The 16,425-nt window shown below is 62.7% G+C and carries 10 protein-coding genes; 6 read left to right on the forward strand and 4 right to left on the reverse strand.

The window, feature by feature from the left end; all coding sequences use genetic code 11:
- Positions 1 to 130 precede the first annotated feature (130 nt).
- From CYG48_RS13460 to CYG48_RS13470, 3 genes are all read right to left on the reverse strand, one after another.
- Positions 131 to 928 carry an FAD binding domain-containing protein gene (locus tag CYG48_RS13460; RefSeq protein ID WP_118850842.1) on the reverse strand — a complete coding sequence of 266 codons (798 nt, stop codon included), beginning with the start codon at positions 926 to 928 and terminating at the stop codon, positions 131 to 133.
- Positions 929 to 939: 11 nt separating this feature from the next.
- Entirely contained in the window at positions 940 to 3,285 is a 2,346-nt protein-coding gene (locus CYG48_RS13465) for a xanthine dehydrogenase family protein molybdopterin-binding subunit (RefSeq protein ID WP_118850843.1), read from the reverse strand.
- A 99-nt stretch (positions 3,286 to 3,384) separates the two neighbouring features.
- Positions 3,385 to 3,873 (reverse strand): (2Fe-2S)-binding protein, encoded by a 489-nt coding sequence (locus tag CYG48_RS13470; RefSeq protein WP_118850844.1) that lies wholly within the window; start codon positions 3,871 to 3,873, stop codon positions 3,385 to 3,387.
- A 245-nt stretch (positions 3,874 to 4,118) separates the two neighbouring features.
- Between CYG48_RS13470 and CYG48_RS13475 the strand changes: the two genes are divergently transcribed.
- The 6 genes from CYG48_RS13475 to CYG48_RS13500 all read left to right on the forward strand — a co-directional run bounded on the left by CYG48_RS13475 (position 4,119) and on the right by CYG48_RS13500 (position 14,636).
- Positions 4,119 to 4,382 carry a glycine zipper domain-containing protein gene (locus tag CYG48_RS13475; RefSeq protein ID WP_118851656.1) on the forward strand — a complete coding sequence of 88 codons (264 nt, stop codon included), beginning with the start codon at positions 4,119 to 4,121 and terminating at the stop codon, positions 4,380 to 4,382.
- A 176-nt stretch (positions 4,383 to 4,558) separates the two neighbouring features.
- The gene (locus tag CYG48_RS13480; RefSeq protein WP_118850845.1) at positions 4,559 to 6,490 is read left to right on the forward strand and encodes an autotransporter assembly complex protein TamA; all 1,932 of its coding nucleotides are present in this window, start codon (positions 4,559 to 4,561) and stop codon (positions 6,488 to 6,490) included.
- Positions 6,491 to 6,511: 21 nt separating this feature from the next.
- Positions 6,512 to 11,002, forward strand: a complete 4,491-nt coding sequence (locus CYG48_RS13485; protein WP_150132728.1) for a translocation/assembly module TamB domain-containing protein — start codon at positions 6,512 to 6,514, stop codon at positions 11,000 to 11,002.
- Positions 11,003 to 11,033: 31 nt separating this feature from the next.
- The gene (gene rocF / locus CYG48_RS13490; protein WP_118850847.1) at positions 11,034 to 11,963 is read left to right on the forward strand and encodes an arginase; all 930 of its coding nucleotides are present in this window, start codon (positions 11,034 to 11,036) and stop codon (positions 11,961 to 11,963) included.
- A 203-nt stretch (positions 11,964 to 12,166) separates the two neighbouring features.
- A complete protein-coding gene (locus CYG48_RS13495; RefSeq protein ID WP_118850848.1) occupies positions 12,167 to 12,649 on the forward strand; it encodes a chemotaxis protein CheW in 483 nt (160 codons plus the stop codon).
- A 226-nt stretch (positions 12,650 to 12,875) separates the two neighbouring features.
- Positions 12,876 to 14,636, forward strand: coding sequence for a methyl-accepting chemotaxis protein (locus CYG48_RS13500; RefSeq protein ID WP_118850849.1), 1,761 nt, complete (start codon positions 12,876 to 12,878; stop codon positions 14,634 to 14,636).
- 72 nt (positions 14,637 to 14,708) lie between these two features.
- Here CYG48_RS13500 and CYG48_RS13505 read toward each other — a convergent pair whose 3' ends face one another.
- Positions 14,709 to 16,361 carry an OFA family MFS transporter gene (locus CYG48_RS13505; RefSeq protein ID WP_118850850.1) on the reverse strand — a complete coding sequence of 551 codons (1,653 nt, stop codon included), beginning with the start codon at positions 16,359 to 16,361 and terminating at the stop codon, positions 14,709 to 14,711.
- Positions 16,362 to 16,425 lie beyond the last annotated feature (64 nt).

Consider the following 16,425-nt stretch of genomic DNA (forward strand, 5'->3'; position numbering starts at 1 on the left):
AAGGCCCGCCTTTTTTGAACTATTCCAATGTGAGTTGTAGCGCCAGTGAAAATATCGGGAATTGATTTGCGTCAAGAGACGGGAGCTTTCGTCCGAAAGCGTCCCGCCCCTTGTCGATAAGCGAATCGCGTCAGCCGGCAGATGCCAGGGCGCGTTTGGCCATGACCTTCACCAGGTTCGCGCGATATTCCGCACTTCCATGCATGTCGGACAGGAGTTCCGAGGCATCGACGTTGATATGCGCGATGGACTGCGGCGACCAGTTGCCCGCCAGCGCCGCTTCCATGTCGCTTTGCCGGAAGACGCCGTTCGAGCCGGCACCCGTCACCGCAACCCGAATGCCGGTGGCAGTCTTGGCGACGAACACACCGGTCATGGCATAACGCGAGGCCGGATTGCTGAACTTGGCGTAGCCCGCTTTTTCCGGCGCATCGAAGGATACCGCGGTCACCATCTCGCCCTCCTCCAGCGCCGTCTCGAACAGGCCGGTGAAGAACTCGTCCGCCGACATCGACCGGCGATCGGTGACGATCGTCGCGCCAAGCCCAAGCATGCCGGCAGGATAGTCGGCCGCCGGGTCGTTGTTGGCGATCGAGCCGCCGATCGTGCCCATGTGGCGCACATGCGGATCACCGATATGGCCGGCAAGTTGGCAGATGGCGGGGCACAGGGCCCGCAACTCCGCATGACCGGCAACTTCGGCATGCGGCGTTGCTGCGCCAATCGTCACCCGCCGCCCCTCGATCCTGATCCCACGCAAGGTCGGGATGTGCCGCAGGTCGATCAGGTCGGTCGGCGCGGCAAGCCGCTGCTTCATGGTGGCGATCAGCGTCATGCCGCCGGAAAGGTAGCGCCCTTCCTCATGCGCGTTGCGCATCTGCACTGCATCTTCAACGGAGGCAGCGCGATGATAGCTTGTAGCGTACATTATCTTCCTCCTCAGTGAGCGGTCTGCAGCGCCTGCCAGACCTTCATCGGCGTGGCGGGCATGGTGAGCCGGTTGTGGCCGATCGCGTCGGTGATGGCGTTCATCAGCGCCGGCGGTGAACCGATCGCCCCCGCCTCGCCGCAGCCCTTGATGCCGAGCGGGTTGCTTGGGCACGGCGTGTTCTGGTGCGAGAGCTTGAACGAAGGCAGGTCGTCGGCGCGCGGCATCGCATAGTCCATGAAGCTCGCGGTCAGCAGCTGGCCGTTCGAGTCATACTGGACATTTTCGAGCAGCGCCTGGCCGATCCCCTGCGCCAGGCCGCCATGCACCTGGCCTTCGACGATCAGCGGGTTGATGATGTTGCCGAAGTCATCGGCTGCCACGAACTGGACGATCTCGGTCTTGCCCGTTTCCGGATCAACCTCGACCTCGGCAATGTAGCAGCCAGCCGGGAAGGTGAAGTTCGCCGGGTCATAGAACGCGGTTTCCTTCAGGCCGGGCTCCATGCCGGATGGCAGGTTATGGGCGGTATAGGCGGCCAGCGCCACCTGGAACCAGGGCAGCGCCTTGTCGGTGCCGGCGACTTTCACCTCGCCGTTCTCGATGACGATGTCCTGTTCGTCGGCTTCCATCAGATGCGCGGCGATCTTCTTCGCCTTGGCTTCGACCTTGTCGAGTGCCTTGACGACGGCCGACATGCCGACCGCGCCAGAGCGGGATCCGTAGGTGCCCATGCCCATCTGCACCTTGTCCGTGTCGCCATGGACGATGTTGATGCTTTCGATCGGCACCCCGAGCCGCCCCGCGACAAGCTGTGCAAAGGTCGTTTCATGGCCCTGGCCGTGGCTGTGCGAACCGGTAAGCACCTCGATCGTGCCGACGGCATTCACCCGCACCTCGGCCGATTCCCACAGGCCGACGCCGGCACCGAGCGAGCCGACCGCCTGCGACGGCGCAATCCCGCAAGCCTCGATATAGCAGCTCATGCCGATGCCGCGCTTTTTGCCGCGGGCTTCAGCCTCCGCACGACGCGCTTCGAAACCGGCCCAGTCGGCCGCCTGCATGGCAGCGTTGAGCGAGGCTTCGTAATCGCCGGCATCGTAGTTCATGATGACCGGCGTCTGGTACGGGAAGGTGCGGATGAAGTTCTTGCGCCGCAGTTCTGCCGGCGAGACGCCAAGCTCGCGTGCGGCCGTTTCCATCGTGCGTTCCAGCAGATAGGTCGCTTCCGGGCGGCCGGCCCCGCGATAGGCATCCACAGGAACGGTGTTGGTGTAGACGGTGCGGACATTCGCGTGAATGGCCGGGATAGCATACTGGCCCGAAAGCAGCGTCGCATAAAGGTAGGTGGGCACGGCCGACGAGAAGAGCGACATATAGGCGCCAAGATTGGCGACCGTGTCCACCTTCAGCGCAGTGATGCGATTGTCGGCATCAAACGCCATCTTCACCTTGGAAAGGTGGTCGCGACCATGCGCATCCGTCAGGAAGGCCTCGGTGCGGTCGGAGACCCACTTTACCGGCACATTGGTTTTCTTGGATGCCCAGAGGCAGACGATTTCTTCCGGATAGATGTAGATCTTGGAGCCGAAGCCGCCGCCGACATCCGGCGCGATGACGCGCAGCTTGTTTTCCGGCGCCACATTATAGAAGGCGCTCATTACCAGCCGCGCCACATGCGGGTTCTGGCTGGTCGTGTAGCAGGTGTAGTGGTCTTCGGCGCTGTCATAGATGCCGAGCGTGGCGCGCGGCTCCATCGGGTTGGGTGACAGCCGGTTGTTGTGGATCTCGATCTCCGTCACATGGGCCGCCGAGGCGATCGCCTGGTCAACCGCGCTACCGTCGCCGATTTCCCAGTCATAGATGAGGTTGTTCGGCGCCTCCGGGTGGATCTGCGGTGCGCCGGGCGCCATGGCGGCAGCGGTGTCGGTCACGACCGGCAGTTCCTGATAATCGACCACGACTGCTTCGGCCGCATCGCGCGCTTCCGCGGAACTATCGGCAACGACGATCGCAACCGCGTCACCCACATAACGCACGGTATCCACCGCCAGCGGACGCCAGGCGCCCATCTTCATCGGCGAGCCATCCTTGGAATGGATCATCCAGCCACAGATGAGGTTGCCAATGCCATCATCCAGCAACTGATTGCCGTCCAAGACGTCGATCACGCCAGGCATGGCCTTCGCGGCAGAGACATCGATATTGGTGATCTTTGCATGGGCATGCGGGCTGCGCACGAAATAGGCGAACTTCATGCCGGGAACGGTCATATCGTCGGTGTAGCGGCCCTTGCCGGTGAGGAAGCGTTTGTCTTCCTTGCGGGCTACGCGGGCACCAATTCCTTCAACACCCATTTTCATCTCCTCCAGAAATGAGCGAATCTTGGTCAAGACAAGCGCGATCAAGCATCAACCGGTCGGCGCGTGGCCGATCAGGATGCCGACACGCTGATCCTATTCAGCGGCCTGACGCCCGGCTGCCATTTCGGCATCGGCGGCAAGGACGGCCTTGACGATGTTGTGGTAGCCCGTGCAGCGACAGATATTGCCTTCGAGCCCGGCGCGGACCTTCTCTTCGGTAAGCGATCCGCCCTCGCGGTTGATGAGGTCCACGGCGGCCATCACCATGCCGGGCGTGCAGAAGCCGCATTGCAGTCCGTGATGTTCCTTGAACGCCGCCTGCACCGGATGCAGGTCGCCCTGGCCTGCGAGACCTTCGATCGTGGTGATGGTCGACCCGGAGGCCTGCACGGCAAGGATCGAGCAGCTTTTCACCGAACGTCCATCCATGTGGATGACGCAGGCACCGCATTGGGTGGTGTCGCACCCCACATGGGTGCCGGTAAGACCTAGTTTTTCTCGGATGAAATGAACGAGCAGCATGCGATCTTCGCACTCGCCGCTCATCGCGCGGCCATTCACGGTCAGCGTCACTTTCGTCATCGATGTCCTCCTCGTGTCCCTCCCGGACACGCCATCATCATTTGCTTTTTTGGCGGGCGGATCAACCACTACTTTCACAGGATTTTGCCGCCCCGCGCGGCCTAATCTTCAGGCCTCGAATGGCGCCGGGGATGGCTTTGGTGAAAATATCCGGTGCTAAAATATGGACTCTCGACCGCCGCGACCTATTGTTGCTGATAGCGGCTGCCATGGAACAGCCGACGGAAGGACTCCAGGAGGAATTCATGAAGAAATTTCTAGTGCTCTTGATGGTTGGCGGATCGCTGGCGAGCTGCACGGCGACCGAACAGGGCGCCGGCGTCGGCGCCGCATCAGGTGCCGTGATCGGCGGCTTGGCAACCGGCAACGTCCGCGGCGCAGCCGTTGGCGCGGCCATCGGCGGCGTGTCTGGCGCAGTAATCGGCTCCGTCGCCGAGCAGCCCGGCCAGTGCTACTATCGCGACCGTTACGGCCGCCGCTACATCGATAGCTGCCCGCGCCGTTACTGATCGATTATCAGCTTTAGCTGCACCCTGTGGCCCCGGAGCAAGATCCGGGGCTTTTTCTTTGTGAAGTGACCCGGAGATCGGAAGAAGGGGTACCGTCTGGCCATAATTACGGCTAAGTAAGGCCCTTCGTGGAGCCAGGACGGGCGCCCGAACGAGGGTCTTTTATCAGTTTGCGTATGCAGAACGACAAAACCGGGCGGATAAACAAGCGCAAGCTGTGGGTGAATGCAGGCACTGCTGCATCGCTTGCCGCCCTCGTGCTGCTTTCGCCACCCCTCGCAACCGACGCCCATGCCTTCAAGATTTTCGGCATCACCCTGTTCGGTGATGATGAGGATGACGCGATCGAGGTCATCGACCCGGTACGTTATGACGCGACGCTCGATACCGGCGATGCCGACAAGGACCTCAAGGAACGGCTGGAGAATGCCGCCTCGCTGGTCAACGACGAGGAACAACCGGTTTCCGGCGACCTTGGCGTTGTCATCAAGGCGCGCGAAGACCGCGAACGCCTGATTGCGGTGCTTTACGAAGAAGCGCGCTATGGCGGAACCGTGCAGATCTCGGTGGCCGGCACCAACATCGACAGCCTGCCGCCCAACCCCACGTTCGATCATTCCCGGCCCGTGCCCGTGACGGTCCGTGTCGATCCGGGCCCGGTCTTTGCGCTCGGCGCCGTCAAGATGAACGGCGATGCCGCCCGCAAGAACCCGGAGGACTACGATCTCGAGCTCGGCGAAAAGGCCGGAGCGCGGCTCATCCTGAAAGCCGGTGAGCAGGTCGTCGTCGACCTCAAGAAGGAAGGCCGCCCGCTTGCAAAGCTGACCGAGCGCGAGGTGACGGCCGATCACCGCACCACGACGGTTGATGTGACGCTTGGCGCCGTCGCTGGACCAGTCGCGCCCTTCGGCGCGGTTGCGGTAAAGGGTGCCAAGACCGTCGATCCCAACTTCATCAGCCGGTATTCGCGGCTCGACAAAGGCGGGCGCTATTCACCCGAACAGTTGAAGAAGGCCAATGACCGGTTGCGCGAACTCGGCGTCTTCTCGAGCGTCACGATCCGCGAGGCGGAAGCGCTGGCGCCGGATGGCTCGCTGCCGCTGACGATCGAGATTTCGGAAGGCAAGCACCGTTACTTCGGCGTCGGCGCGGAGTTTTCCTCCATCGATGGCGCCGGCCTGCAAGGTTACTGGGGTCATCGCAACCTGTTCGGCCAGGCGGAATCGCTGCGGATCGAGGGCAAGGTCTCCGGCATTGGCGCGACCACAGACGTGACGACCTATGACTATTCCGCCGGCATCATCTTTACCAAGCCGGGCTTCCCCGTGCCTGAGTCCACCTTTGAATCGCGGCTGGAAGCCAAGAGCGAATCGCCGGACGCCTACGACGCGCAGACGATCATCTATTCGGCGAACCTTGCATACGAGCTGAACGACACCGACAAGCTCAAGGGTGGCGGTGAGATCGCCTACACCAGCACCGAAGACGCCTTCGGCAAGAACCAGTACCTGACGCTGAGCCTCCCGGTCTCCTTCGAGCGCGACGCGCGCGACAACAAGCTCGATCCGACCGAAGGTTATTATGCGACGCTGTCGGCCAAGCCGAGCTATGAGACACTCGAAGGCACGATCTTCTCCTCCTTCGAAGGGTCGATCTCGGGCTATCTCGGTCTTGGCGAGGAAAACCGGGTGGTGCTGGCAGGACGGCTTGCAGCCGGCACGCTCATCGGGGGTGATGATCTGGAAAGCATCCCCGCAACACGTCGGTTCTTTGCCGGCGGTGGCGGATCTGTCCGCGGGTATGCCTATCGGGAAATTTCGCCCTATAATAGTGAAGACGAGGCCACAGGCGGACGTTCTTATGCACTGGGTTCATTTGAAGTGCGGCTAAAAGTGACAGAAAACATTGGCGTAGTACCTTTTATTGACGTTGGTACGGTGTCGACCGAAATCACGCCTGATTTTTCTGATATACGTGCTGGAGCTGGGGTTGGCATCCGCTATGCCACACCATTCGGACCGCTGAGACTGGACGTTGCGCTTCCGCTGCAGCGCTACGACGGTGGCAGCCAGTACGGTATTTATGCAGGCATCGGGCAGGCATTCTAAGGCAAGAGGTAATTGACCGGCATGACGCTGATGCTTCGCCTGCTGAAGGGGATTTTGAAGGCTGCGATAGGCGTGGTCGCGGTCCTGTTCGTCATGGCGCTGGGCGTCGTGCTGTTCGTGGCACTGACGCCCGTGGGCGGCCGTGTTGCCGCAGAACGCGTCTCGGCGATCGTCTCGACGCCGGATCGCAAGGTCACTTTCTCGCGGCCGGAAGGGCTGCTGACCGGCGACCTGCGCCTAGACCAGCTGACGCTGTCGGATGACGAAGGTCCCTATGCAGAAATCTCAGGCATCAACATCGATTGGTCGCCGACCTCGTTGATCGGCGGCGTCTTCAAGGCGGATCATGTCTCGGCAGAAACGGTGAACTTCATCCGCCCGCCGAAGCCATCGACCACCCCTACCCCGCCGGGCGACGATTCCGATTCCGGCGGATCGCCGCTGCCCGTCGGCATCCGTGTCGCCCAGATCGACCTGCCGGACATCAACCTGTCGCAAGCGCTGTCTGGCCGCGATTTTGCGCTCTCCCTGAAGGGCTCGATCGATGCGACCGGCCCCGACATCTCGCTCGACCTGCAGGCAACCCGCAAGGATGAGCCAGACGCGCGCGCCTCCGCAGACATTCTGTACGCGCCCTCCGCCAATCGCCTGACGCTGAAGGCCGCGGTCTCCGAACCCGAAGGCGGTCTTCTCGCCCGGCTGCTGCGCCTGCCCAACGCCCCGGCCGTGGAACTGGCGCTCGATGGCGAAGGCCCGTTGTCGGACTGGGCCGGCAAGCTGATCGGCAGCGTCGGCGGCACCCAGGTCATCGACGTCACCGGCCGCCACCTGCTCGTCCAGAACGACCGGCATCGCATGGAAGTCACGGGTGGCGGCCAGCTGGCAACGCTGCTTCCGCCTGCTTTCCGCCCGCTGTTTGAGGGCACGACCGACATCGACATGGCGGCGGTCTATGCCCCGTCCGGCCGCATCGACATCGAGCGCGGTGAGCTTGCGTCCGGCGCCGTACGCCTCTCGGCCAAGGGCGCCTGGGATCCAACCGGCGACAACAGCCTGATGGCGAGCCTCGCCGGCACCAATGGCCCGGTCGACTTCATCTGGCCCGTCAGTGGCGAAGAAAGCCGCTTCTCTATCGAGAGCGTCAACTTCACGCTTACCGGCGCGGCAGCCTCGGCGCGGTTCAATGCCACCGCCGCCTTGAGCGCCGCCCAGATCCCGCAGGGCCGCTTCAACCAGATCCGCCTCCAGGCCGAGAGCGAGGACCTCAACCTCGTTTCGCGTTCGGGCAGCATCCGCAGCCGCTTCACCGTCGGCCGTACCGATTTCACCGACGACAATCTGGATCGGGTCATCCGCGGGCCTGTGACGCTTGACGCGCCGCTACGGCTTGCGCCGCCCGCGATCGGTCTGGACGCCGCCACCTTCGACAGCCAGAGTGTCAACGGCACCGTCTCGGGCGCCTACGACACCTCGAAACAGGCAATCACCGGCAATTTCCGCGTGTTTGCCAATCCGAGCGTATTGCCGCCGTCGCTGGCGCCGAAGTTCGAAGGCAAGCTTTCCGCAGAAGGTTATCTGAACGTCGTCACCGGCGGACGCATGGCGCTTGAGAACTTCGTCATGCGGTCGAACGCGGTCGAGGCGCACGGCAACATCCTCTATGAAAAGGAAGCGGTCACCGGTCGTCTTGCCGGTCGCATGCCGGACCTGAAGCGCTGGCTGCCGGAGGCCGAAGGTGCTGCCGGCTTCGACATCAATGCCAAGGGCCCGATCAGTGCGCTGGACGTGAAGGCGGTCATCAATTCTGCCGAAGCACGCCTTGCCGGCCGCCGCCTCGAAGACCTGAGTGTTGTCGTAGACGGCACCGCCGATCCGAATGCGCCAAAGGGCAAGTTGACCGCCACCGGTTCGCTCGACAGCCAGCCGATCAAGATCGACGCTGATGTGGAATCCGCGGAAGGCAAGACCGCCGTGCCGGCGATCAATGTCGAAGTTGGTCCGAACAAGCTGAACGGCAACCTGAACTTCTCGCCGGACTTCCTGCCGCAGGGCGAACTGACCTTCGACTTCCCGGACATTTCGCTGCTGGCAGCGCTCGCCGCACAGCAGGCACAGGGCGACCTCAAGGGCACCGTCCTGCTGAACAACAGCGATGGCAAGGCCGGCGCCGTGGTTCGCGCCTCCGGCAGCGGTATCAAGCGCGGCACGATCGAGATTGCCCAGCCGAAGATCGATCTCGCGATACCCGATATCAAGGCGATCGCCGCCGAAGGCACGGTGCGTGCAGCCCGCATAGGCGCCGGCTCGTTTGGCCTCAACGACCTGAAGCTCGACGTCAATCACGGCGACAACCGGACAGCGTTCAACCTTGCCGCACAATATGACAATGCGCCGCTGACGGCCGTTGGTGACGTGACAAGCGGAGACGAACTTTCGGTCGGCATCGAGAGCTTTGCCGCCAACCCGCGCAACATCCCGATCCGCCTTGCCGCACCGACGAGGATTGCCATCGTCGATGGAGGCGCCCGGCTCGCAGGACTGACGCTCGCCACCGGTTCTGGCAGCGTTTCCGTTGATGGTAGCGCCGGCTCGACGCTTGATCTCGTGGCCAACATCCGGTCCCTGCCGGCAAGCCTGCTCAACACTTTCGTGCCTGCCATGAATGCGGCGGGCGCCATTTCCGGTACGATCACCGCAACCGGAACCCCATCGGCCCCGGCCGTCAAATATGATTTGGAATGGAGTGATGCACAGCTTCGCCAGACGCGCGATGCTGGCATCGATCCGTTTCGCCTCCAGGCAAGCGGCAGTTTCACCGAAGGTACGCTTGCACTTGAAAACACCCGCCTTAGCGGATCAGGCGGGTTAGACCTCACCGCCACCGGCCGCGTTCTCCTGAAGGATGGCGTGCCGGCGCTTGATATCAACGCACGCGCCAATGCCATTCCCGCGAGCCTAGTCAACGCCTTTGCGCCGGCAGTCGGCGCACGCGGCACGATCTCCGGAACGGTGACCGCGACCGGCACGCCGGAAGCCCCGGCCGTGCGTTATGACCTGCGCTGGGCGGACGCGGGCGTCGCTCAAACCGCATCCGTCGGTCTGGCCTCAGTCGATGTCACTGCCAATGGCACGTTCCAGAACGGTACCGTCACCGTCGACACGCGTGTGTCCGGTGGAGGCGGCATCTCGCTTTCCGGCGGTGGCTCGGTCGCGCTTGCGGGCGCACGGGCGCTGAACCTCAAGTTCAACGGCAACCTTCCCTTCTCCATCATCGCCGGGCAACTGGCGGCGCAGGGCCTGATCCTGGAAGGCACGGGGACCGTGGATGTTGCGATCGGCGGCACGGTGGCAGCGCCCGCCATCACTGGAACGGCGTCCGCGTCCGGCGCGAGGCTCGTGGATGTGAGGCGCAATCTCGCACTGACCGATCTTGCCGCCAACGTCGCCTTCGATGGCCAGACCGCCAACATCTCCCGCCTGTCCGGAAAGCTTTCGGGCGGCGGAACTGTCTCTGCGCAAGGCACCATTGGCATCGGCTCCGGCTTCCCCGCTGACCTGAGGATCACGCTTGCACAGGCGGTTTATGCGGACGGCAACATCTTCGCCGCGACAGCGGACGGGGCGCTGACGGTAACCGGTCCCTTGATGGCCGGCCCTGTCGTGGGCGGCACCGTCACACTCACCAAGGCTGCCATCACCGTGCCGGCGCGCCTGCCGACATCGCTTGCCGAAGTCAACGTTCGTCACAAGAACCCACCGCCAAAGGTGGCGCGCCAGATCAAGGTGCTGCAACCGGAAAAAGCGGAAGGCACGTCCGAGCCGATCGCGCTCAACCTCACCGTTCGCGCGCCAAACGGCATTTTCGTGCGCGGTCGCGGCATCGATGCCGAACTCGGTGGCAACCTCACCATCACCGGCAACGCGCAGGCTCCGATCGTGGCCGGCGGCTTCGAGATGCGCCGCGGTCGCCTCGTCATCCTGTCCAAGCGCCTCGATTTCACGAGCGGCGACATCACGTTTGGGGGCGGCCTGATCCCTGTCTTGAACATGGAAGCCACCACGACCTCTGCGCAGACGACCATCATCGTCAAGGTCACGGGCGTCGCCAACGACCCGACGATTTCCTTCTCGTCGGCCCCTGCCTTGCCGCAGGACGAGGTGCTTGCACGGCTGATCTTCGGCCAGTCCATGTCGCGCCTGTCGCCGCTGCAGATCGCCCAGCTCGCCGACGCCGTGAGCCAGCTGGCGGGCGGTGGCTCCACCTCGCTGCTCGAGACGCTGCGCAGCAATCTCGGCGTCGACGACCTCGACATTAAGACCGACGATACCGGCCAGACCAGCGTTTCCGTTGGCCGTTACCTCAACAAGCGGACCTATCTGCAGCTGGAGCAGGGCGGCACCGACGGCGCGCGGGCGACCATCAACCTCGATGTCGGCCGCGGCGTGAAGCTGAAGGCGGGTGCGGGCACCGAAGGTGGCACCGCCGGCATCTTCTACGAGCGCGAATACTGATTTTACCCGCAATAAGCATCTGGAGAATGCCATGACGTCCATGGACATCACGTTGATCGGCGTGCCGCTTGAAGAAGGCGCAGGACGCGGCGGTTGTGCCATGGGCCCGGCTGCGTTCCGTCTCGCCGGCATCCGCAAGGCGCTGGAAGAACTCAGCTTCACCGTGACAGACCGCGGTGACCTGCGTCCGGAGCCGGCAAGCGATCTTTCCGATCGTCCGGAGGCCAAGAACCTTCCGGTTGTCGCTGGGTTTGTGCGGTCGCTGGAAGACAGCATGTACCAGGCTGCCAGGAACGGCGGCATTCCGATCGCGCTTGGCGGCGACCACAGCCTGTCGATGGGCAGCGTTTCCGGCATGGCGCGTTATGCCGCCGAAGTCGACCGCCCGCTGTTCGTCCTGTGGCTGGATGCGCATGCTGATTTCAACACGCCGGAAACCTCGCCGTCGGGCAATATCCACGGCATGCCGGTCGCCTTCTTCTCCGGCAAGGCCGAACTTGGCACCATTCTTCCGACCGATCGCCCGCTGGTCTCCCCCTCCAACGTCTTCCAGGTCGGCATCCGCTCGGTGGACGAGATCGAACGCAAGCTCATCGCCGAGAACGGCGTCAATGTCTTCGACATGCGCGCCATTGATGAATTCGGCCTCGCCGCCATCATGCGACAGGTCATCCAGAAGGTCACAGAGGCCAACGGTCTCCTGCATGTGAGCCTCGATGTCGACTTCCTTGACCCGGACATCGCGCCTGGCGTCGGCACCACGGTGCCCGGGGGCGCCACCTTCCGCGAAGCGCACCTCATCATGGAGATGCTGCACGACACCGGTCTGGTGAGTTCGCTCGATCTTGTCGAGCTCAACCCCTTCCTGGATGATCGGGGCCGTAGCGCACGCATCATGGTGGAACTGACGGCAAGCCTGTTCGGCCGCCGTGTCCTCGACCGCCCGACCCGTTCCGCCTGATCTTAGGAGATACTGCACGAGCACCACATCGCCCGCCTTTGGGCGGTGATTTAGATTTGCGCAATACTCTTCGCCTATGATCCCACGGCGCGACCTGCTGCACCATGTGCTGCATGGAGGTTGTGCGAACACTCACGGGCTACGGTCGGCCGCCACATCCAGTGCCGCCACCGCACAGGCAGCGGATAGTTGGGAACACCTTGATGGAATCGACGACGACCAATCCTACGAACTACAGCGAAGAAAACCTCGAAATCATCGCCTTCCGGCTTCATGATCAGGAATTCTGCGTCAAGACCACAACGATCCGCGAAATCCGCGGCTGGGCGCCGTCGACCCCGCTTCCCCATGCACCAGCCGATGTCATCGGCGTCATGAACCTGCGCGGCTCGGTTATCCCGATCATCGACCTTGCCTACAAGCTCGGCATGAAGAGCACCGTTGCCAACGAGCGCAGCGCCATCGTGGTTGCGGAAGTGCACAACATGGTCATCGGCATGCTGGTCGACCGTGTCTCCGACATCCTCACCATTCCGTCGAGCCAGGTTCAGCCTGTTCCGGAAGTCTCCGCATCCTTCGACAAGTCTTTCTCGGAAGGCATCATCGCCAATGAAAACGGCATGATCTGCTTCCTGAACCTCGCCAAGATGTTCAAGGGCTCTGAAGCAGAAGACCTCGCAGCTTAGTCAGCTCTGCACCAACAACCTCGAAGCGCCGCCCGAACCTAAACGGGCGGCGTTTTTGTTCATAAACCTCCACGCGAATTGATTTCTGCTAATATTATGATGTTGTTTAAAGCAGTTGTTAATTCTTGGCTGCGGTAATTCTTCCCGGGCAATTGGTGCCGCCTGTCCATGTGGCACCTGAGGGGAAGAGGAAGGATCCGGTGCAAACCCGGTTCCTTGGGAGGACATGCTGGGAATAGGTGGAGATTCCAAGGCGCGCCATATCGTTGATGCCATCTCCCGCTCGCAGGCGCTGATCGAGTTTGACCTTAACGGCAACATCCTCGATGCGAACGACAACTTCTGCCAAACGTTGGGCTACAAGATCGCGGAAATCCGCGGCAAACATCACCGCATCTTCTTTGATCCGGCCTATGTGGCGTCGGAAGACTACCGGCAGTTCTGGGCCAACCTTGCCCGCGGCAAGTTCGACGCGCGGGAATACAAGCGCATCACCAAGTCGGGAGACGAGATCTGGATCCAGGCCTCCTACAATCCGGTCTTTCGCGGCGGAAAACCCTACAAGGTCGTCAAGATCGCGACTGATATCACCGCCGCCAAGATGGCCGCGGCAGAAGATGCAAGCAAACTGGAGGCCATCAGCCGCTCCCAGGCCATGATCGAATTCACGCCGCAAGGCGAGATCCTCACCGCCAACGAGAACTTCTGCGCCGGCCTGGGTTACGACCTGACCGAGATCCAGGGCCGCCACCACCGCATGTTCTGCGACCCAAGCTACGCCGCCTCCGCTGCTTATTCCGAGTTTTGGAAGAAGCTCGAAAGCGGCGAGTTCATCGCTGACGAATTCGTGCGTTATGGCAAGGGCGGCAAGGAGATCTGGATCCAGGCGGCCTATAACCCGATCCGCGACATGAACGGCAAGGTCGTCAAGGTCGTGAAGTTCGCGACCGACGTCACGCCGCGCATGAGCGCTATCAGCAAGCTCGGCAAGAGCCTGCGGGACCTGGCGGAAGGCAAGCTCAACCAGTCGCTGGACGTACCCTTCGTGCCGACCATGGAGGCGCTGCGGCACGACTTCAACACGGTCGCGGCCAAGCTGCGCGATGCGATGGAGGTTGTCGGCCGCAACGCATCCGGCATTGCCGCGGCATCGAGCGAAGTGCGCGACGCCTCGCAGGAACTGGCCAAGCGCACCGAACAGCAGGCAGCCGCACTCGAAGAAGCTGCAGCGGCACTGGAAGAGATCACCAACACGGTCGGCGACTCAAGCCGCCGCGCCGAAGACGCCGGGCGGCTGGTCACGGAAACCAGGCAGCATGCCGAGCAATCCGGGCTCGTGGTGCGCGAGGCAATCGCTGCCATGGACCAGATCGCCCATTCTTCCCACGAGATCACCAACATCATCGGCGTGATCGACGACATCGCTTTCCAGACGAACCTCCTGGCGCTGAACGCCGGGGTCGAAGCGGCCCGGGCAGGCGAAGCGGGCAAGGGTTTTGCCGTGGTTGCGCAGGAGGTCCGCGAACTTGCGCAGCGGTCGGCAACGGCTGCGAAGGAGATCAAGACGCTGATCAACACCTCCTCGCACCAGGTTTCGACAGGCGTGGCGCTTGTCGGCAAGACCGGCACCTCGCTGCAGGAGATCGCCATGCAGGTCGCCGGCATCGACGGTAATGTCGCGGCGATCGTCGAAGCGTCGCGCGAGCAGGCGGCAAGCCTTCGCGAGATCAGTCAGGCGGTCAATCACATGGACCAGGCGACCCAGCAGAACGCCGCCATGGTGGAAGAAACCACCGCAGCCAGCCATTCGCTGGCAACAGAGGCAGAGAGCCTGCACAACCTGCTCTCCCAGTTCGACATCGGTCCCGCCGATGCGAAACTACCCGTGCAGAACGCGCCGCCTCCTGCTCGTGAGGCGAATACCGGCGGCTTACGCGCCGTGCATGCGCAACTCCAGGCCAAGGTCGCTGGCTGGGAAAATTTCTGACGCACCTCGCACAATACAGAAGGCCCGCAGCACGGTTGGTGCTGCGGGCCTTTTCTGTTCACGTCGACCGTCTTATCCGAAGATCACGAAGCTGCTGCGCAGCGTCACCCAGACACCCCACAGAAGCGGGATACCAACCACGGCCCAGGCGAGTGCCGCCTTGGCGTCAAAACCACCCTTGCCGATCCCGAAGGAGCCGGACGGCCCGGCATTGGCGGCTGCGGTCTTTGCCTGCAGTGAGGCAACTTCCTCATCCGACATGAACCACTTGTCGGAAAGCGGGCGCACCAGCATGTTTGCCACGAGGCCCAGTGCCAGCATGCCGGCAAGGATATACATCGTGCCGGTATAAAGCGCCGGTCCCGGCGCCACGCCGGCTGCGATCTGCGCTTCGCGGATATAGTTGATGACCACCGGTCCAACGATACCGGCCGTCGCCCAGGCCGTCAGCAGGCGGCCGTGGATAGCACCGACGAACTGCGTGCCGAAGATATCAGCAAGGTATGCCGGGATGGTCGAGAACCCGCCGCCATACATGGACAGGATCACGCCGAAGGCCAGAACGAAGAGCGCCTTGCTGCCCATGTCGGCCAGCGTCGGAGCAGCAGCGTAAAGCATGATGCCGAGCAGCAGGAAGGTGTAGTAGGTGTTCTTGCGGCCGATCTTGTCAGACAACGAGGCCCAGAAGAACCGCCCGCCGATGTTGAACAGCGACAGGAGGCCGGTAAAGCCGGCTGCGATCGCGGCAATCTGCGTCTTCTGCCCTGCATCAAGCTGCGAGAAGGAAAGCTCCGGGAGCCCGATCAGGGAACCTGCAAAGATTTCCTGCAGCATCGGCGATGCCACGCCGAGAACGCCGATACCGGCGGACACGTTGAGGCAAAGCACCAGCCAGATCATCCAGAACTGCTGCGTCTTGTGCGCATCGCGCAGGTGGACGTGGCGGGTGGTGATCATCGTCGACTTGGATACCGGCGGCGTCCAGCCTTCCGGGCGCCAGCCAGCCGGCGGGATGCGGTAACCGAAGGCGCCGCCCATCATGAAGCAGAAATAGATGATCGCCATCGTGATGAAAGTCTGCCAGACGCCAATCGAGACATCCGTCTTGAAGTAGTTCATCAGCAGGTTGGCCAGTGGTGCGCCGATCATCGCGCCGCCGCCGAAGCCCATGATAGCCATGCCGGTCGCCATGCCGCGCCGGTCCGGGAACCACTTGATGAGCGTCGACACCGGCGAGATGTAGCCGAGGCCAAGCCCGACGCCGCCGATCACGCCGGCACCAAGCCACATCAGCCAAAGCTGGTGGGTCATGACGCCAACGGCCGCGACCAGAATGCCGCCGCACCAGCAGCAAGCCGAAACGAAGCCCGCCTTGCGCGGCCCGACGCGTTCAAGCCAGCCGCCCCAGATGGCCGCGGAGCAACCGAGCAGCACGAAGAAGAGCGTATAGATCCAGCCAAGGTCGGCAACGCGCCAGTTGCAGGTCGTGGTGAAAAGTGCCGACAGGAGGTTGAGGCTTGCGCAGGAAGGATCGGCAGCACCGGGAATGGCGCGTGTCAGCGGCAACCAGAACACGCTGAAGCCATAGGCCATGCCGATGCAGAGGTGGATGGCAAGCGCCGCCGGCGGAACAAGCCAGCGGTTGAAGCCAGGTTTGGCGATAATTCGTTCTCTATCCAGAAGCCCGACGTCGCCGACGAGCGCTCCATTTGCTGCAACTGCCATCTACTATCCTCCCTCTGGATGATGACTGCGTCTCGCGCTCTCGCCCTCCCGGCGGGAGCAAAAT

The sequence above is a fragment of the Neorhizobium sp. SOG26 genome (assembly GCF_003491345.1).
GTDB lineage: Bacteria > Pseudomonadota > Alphaproteobacteria > Rhizobiales > Rhizobiaceae > Neorhizobium > Neorhizobium turbinariae.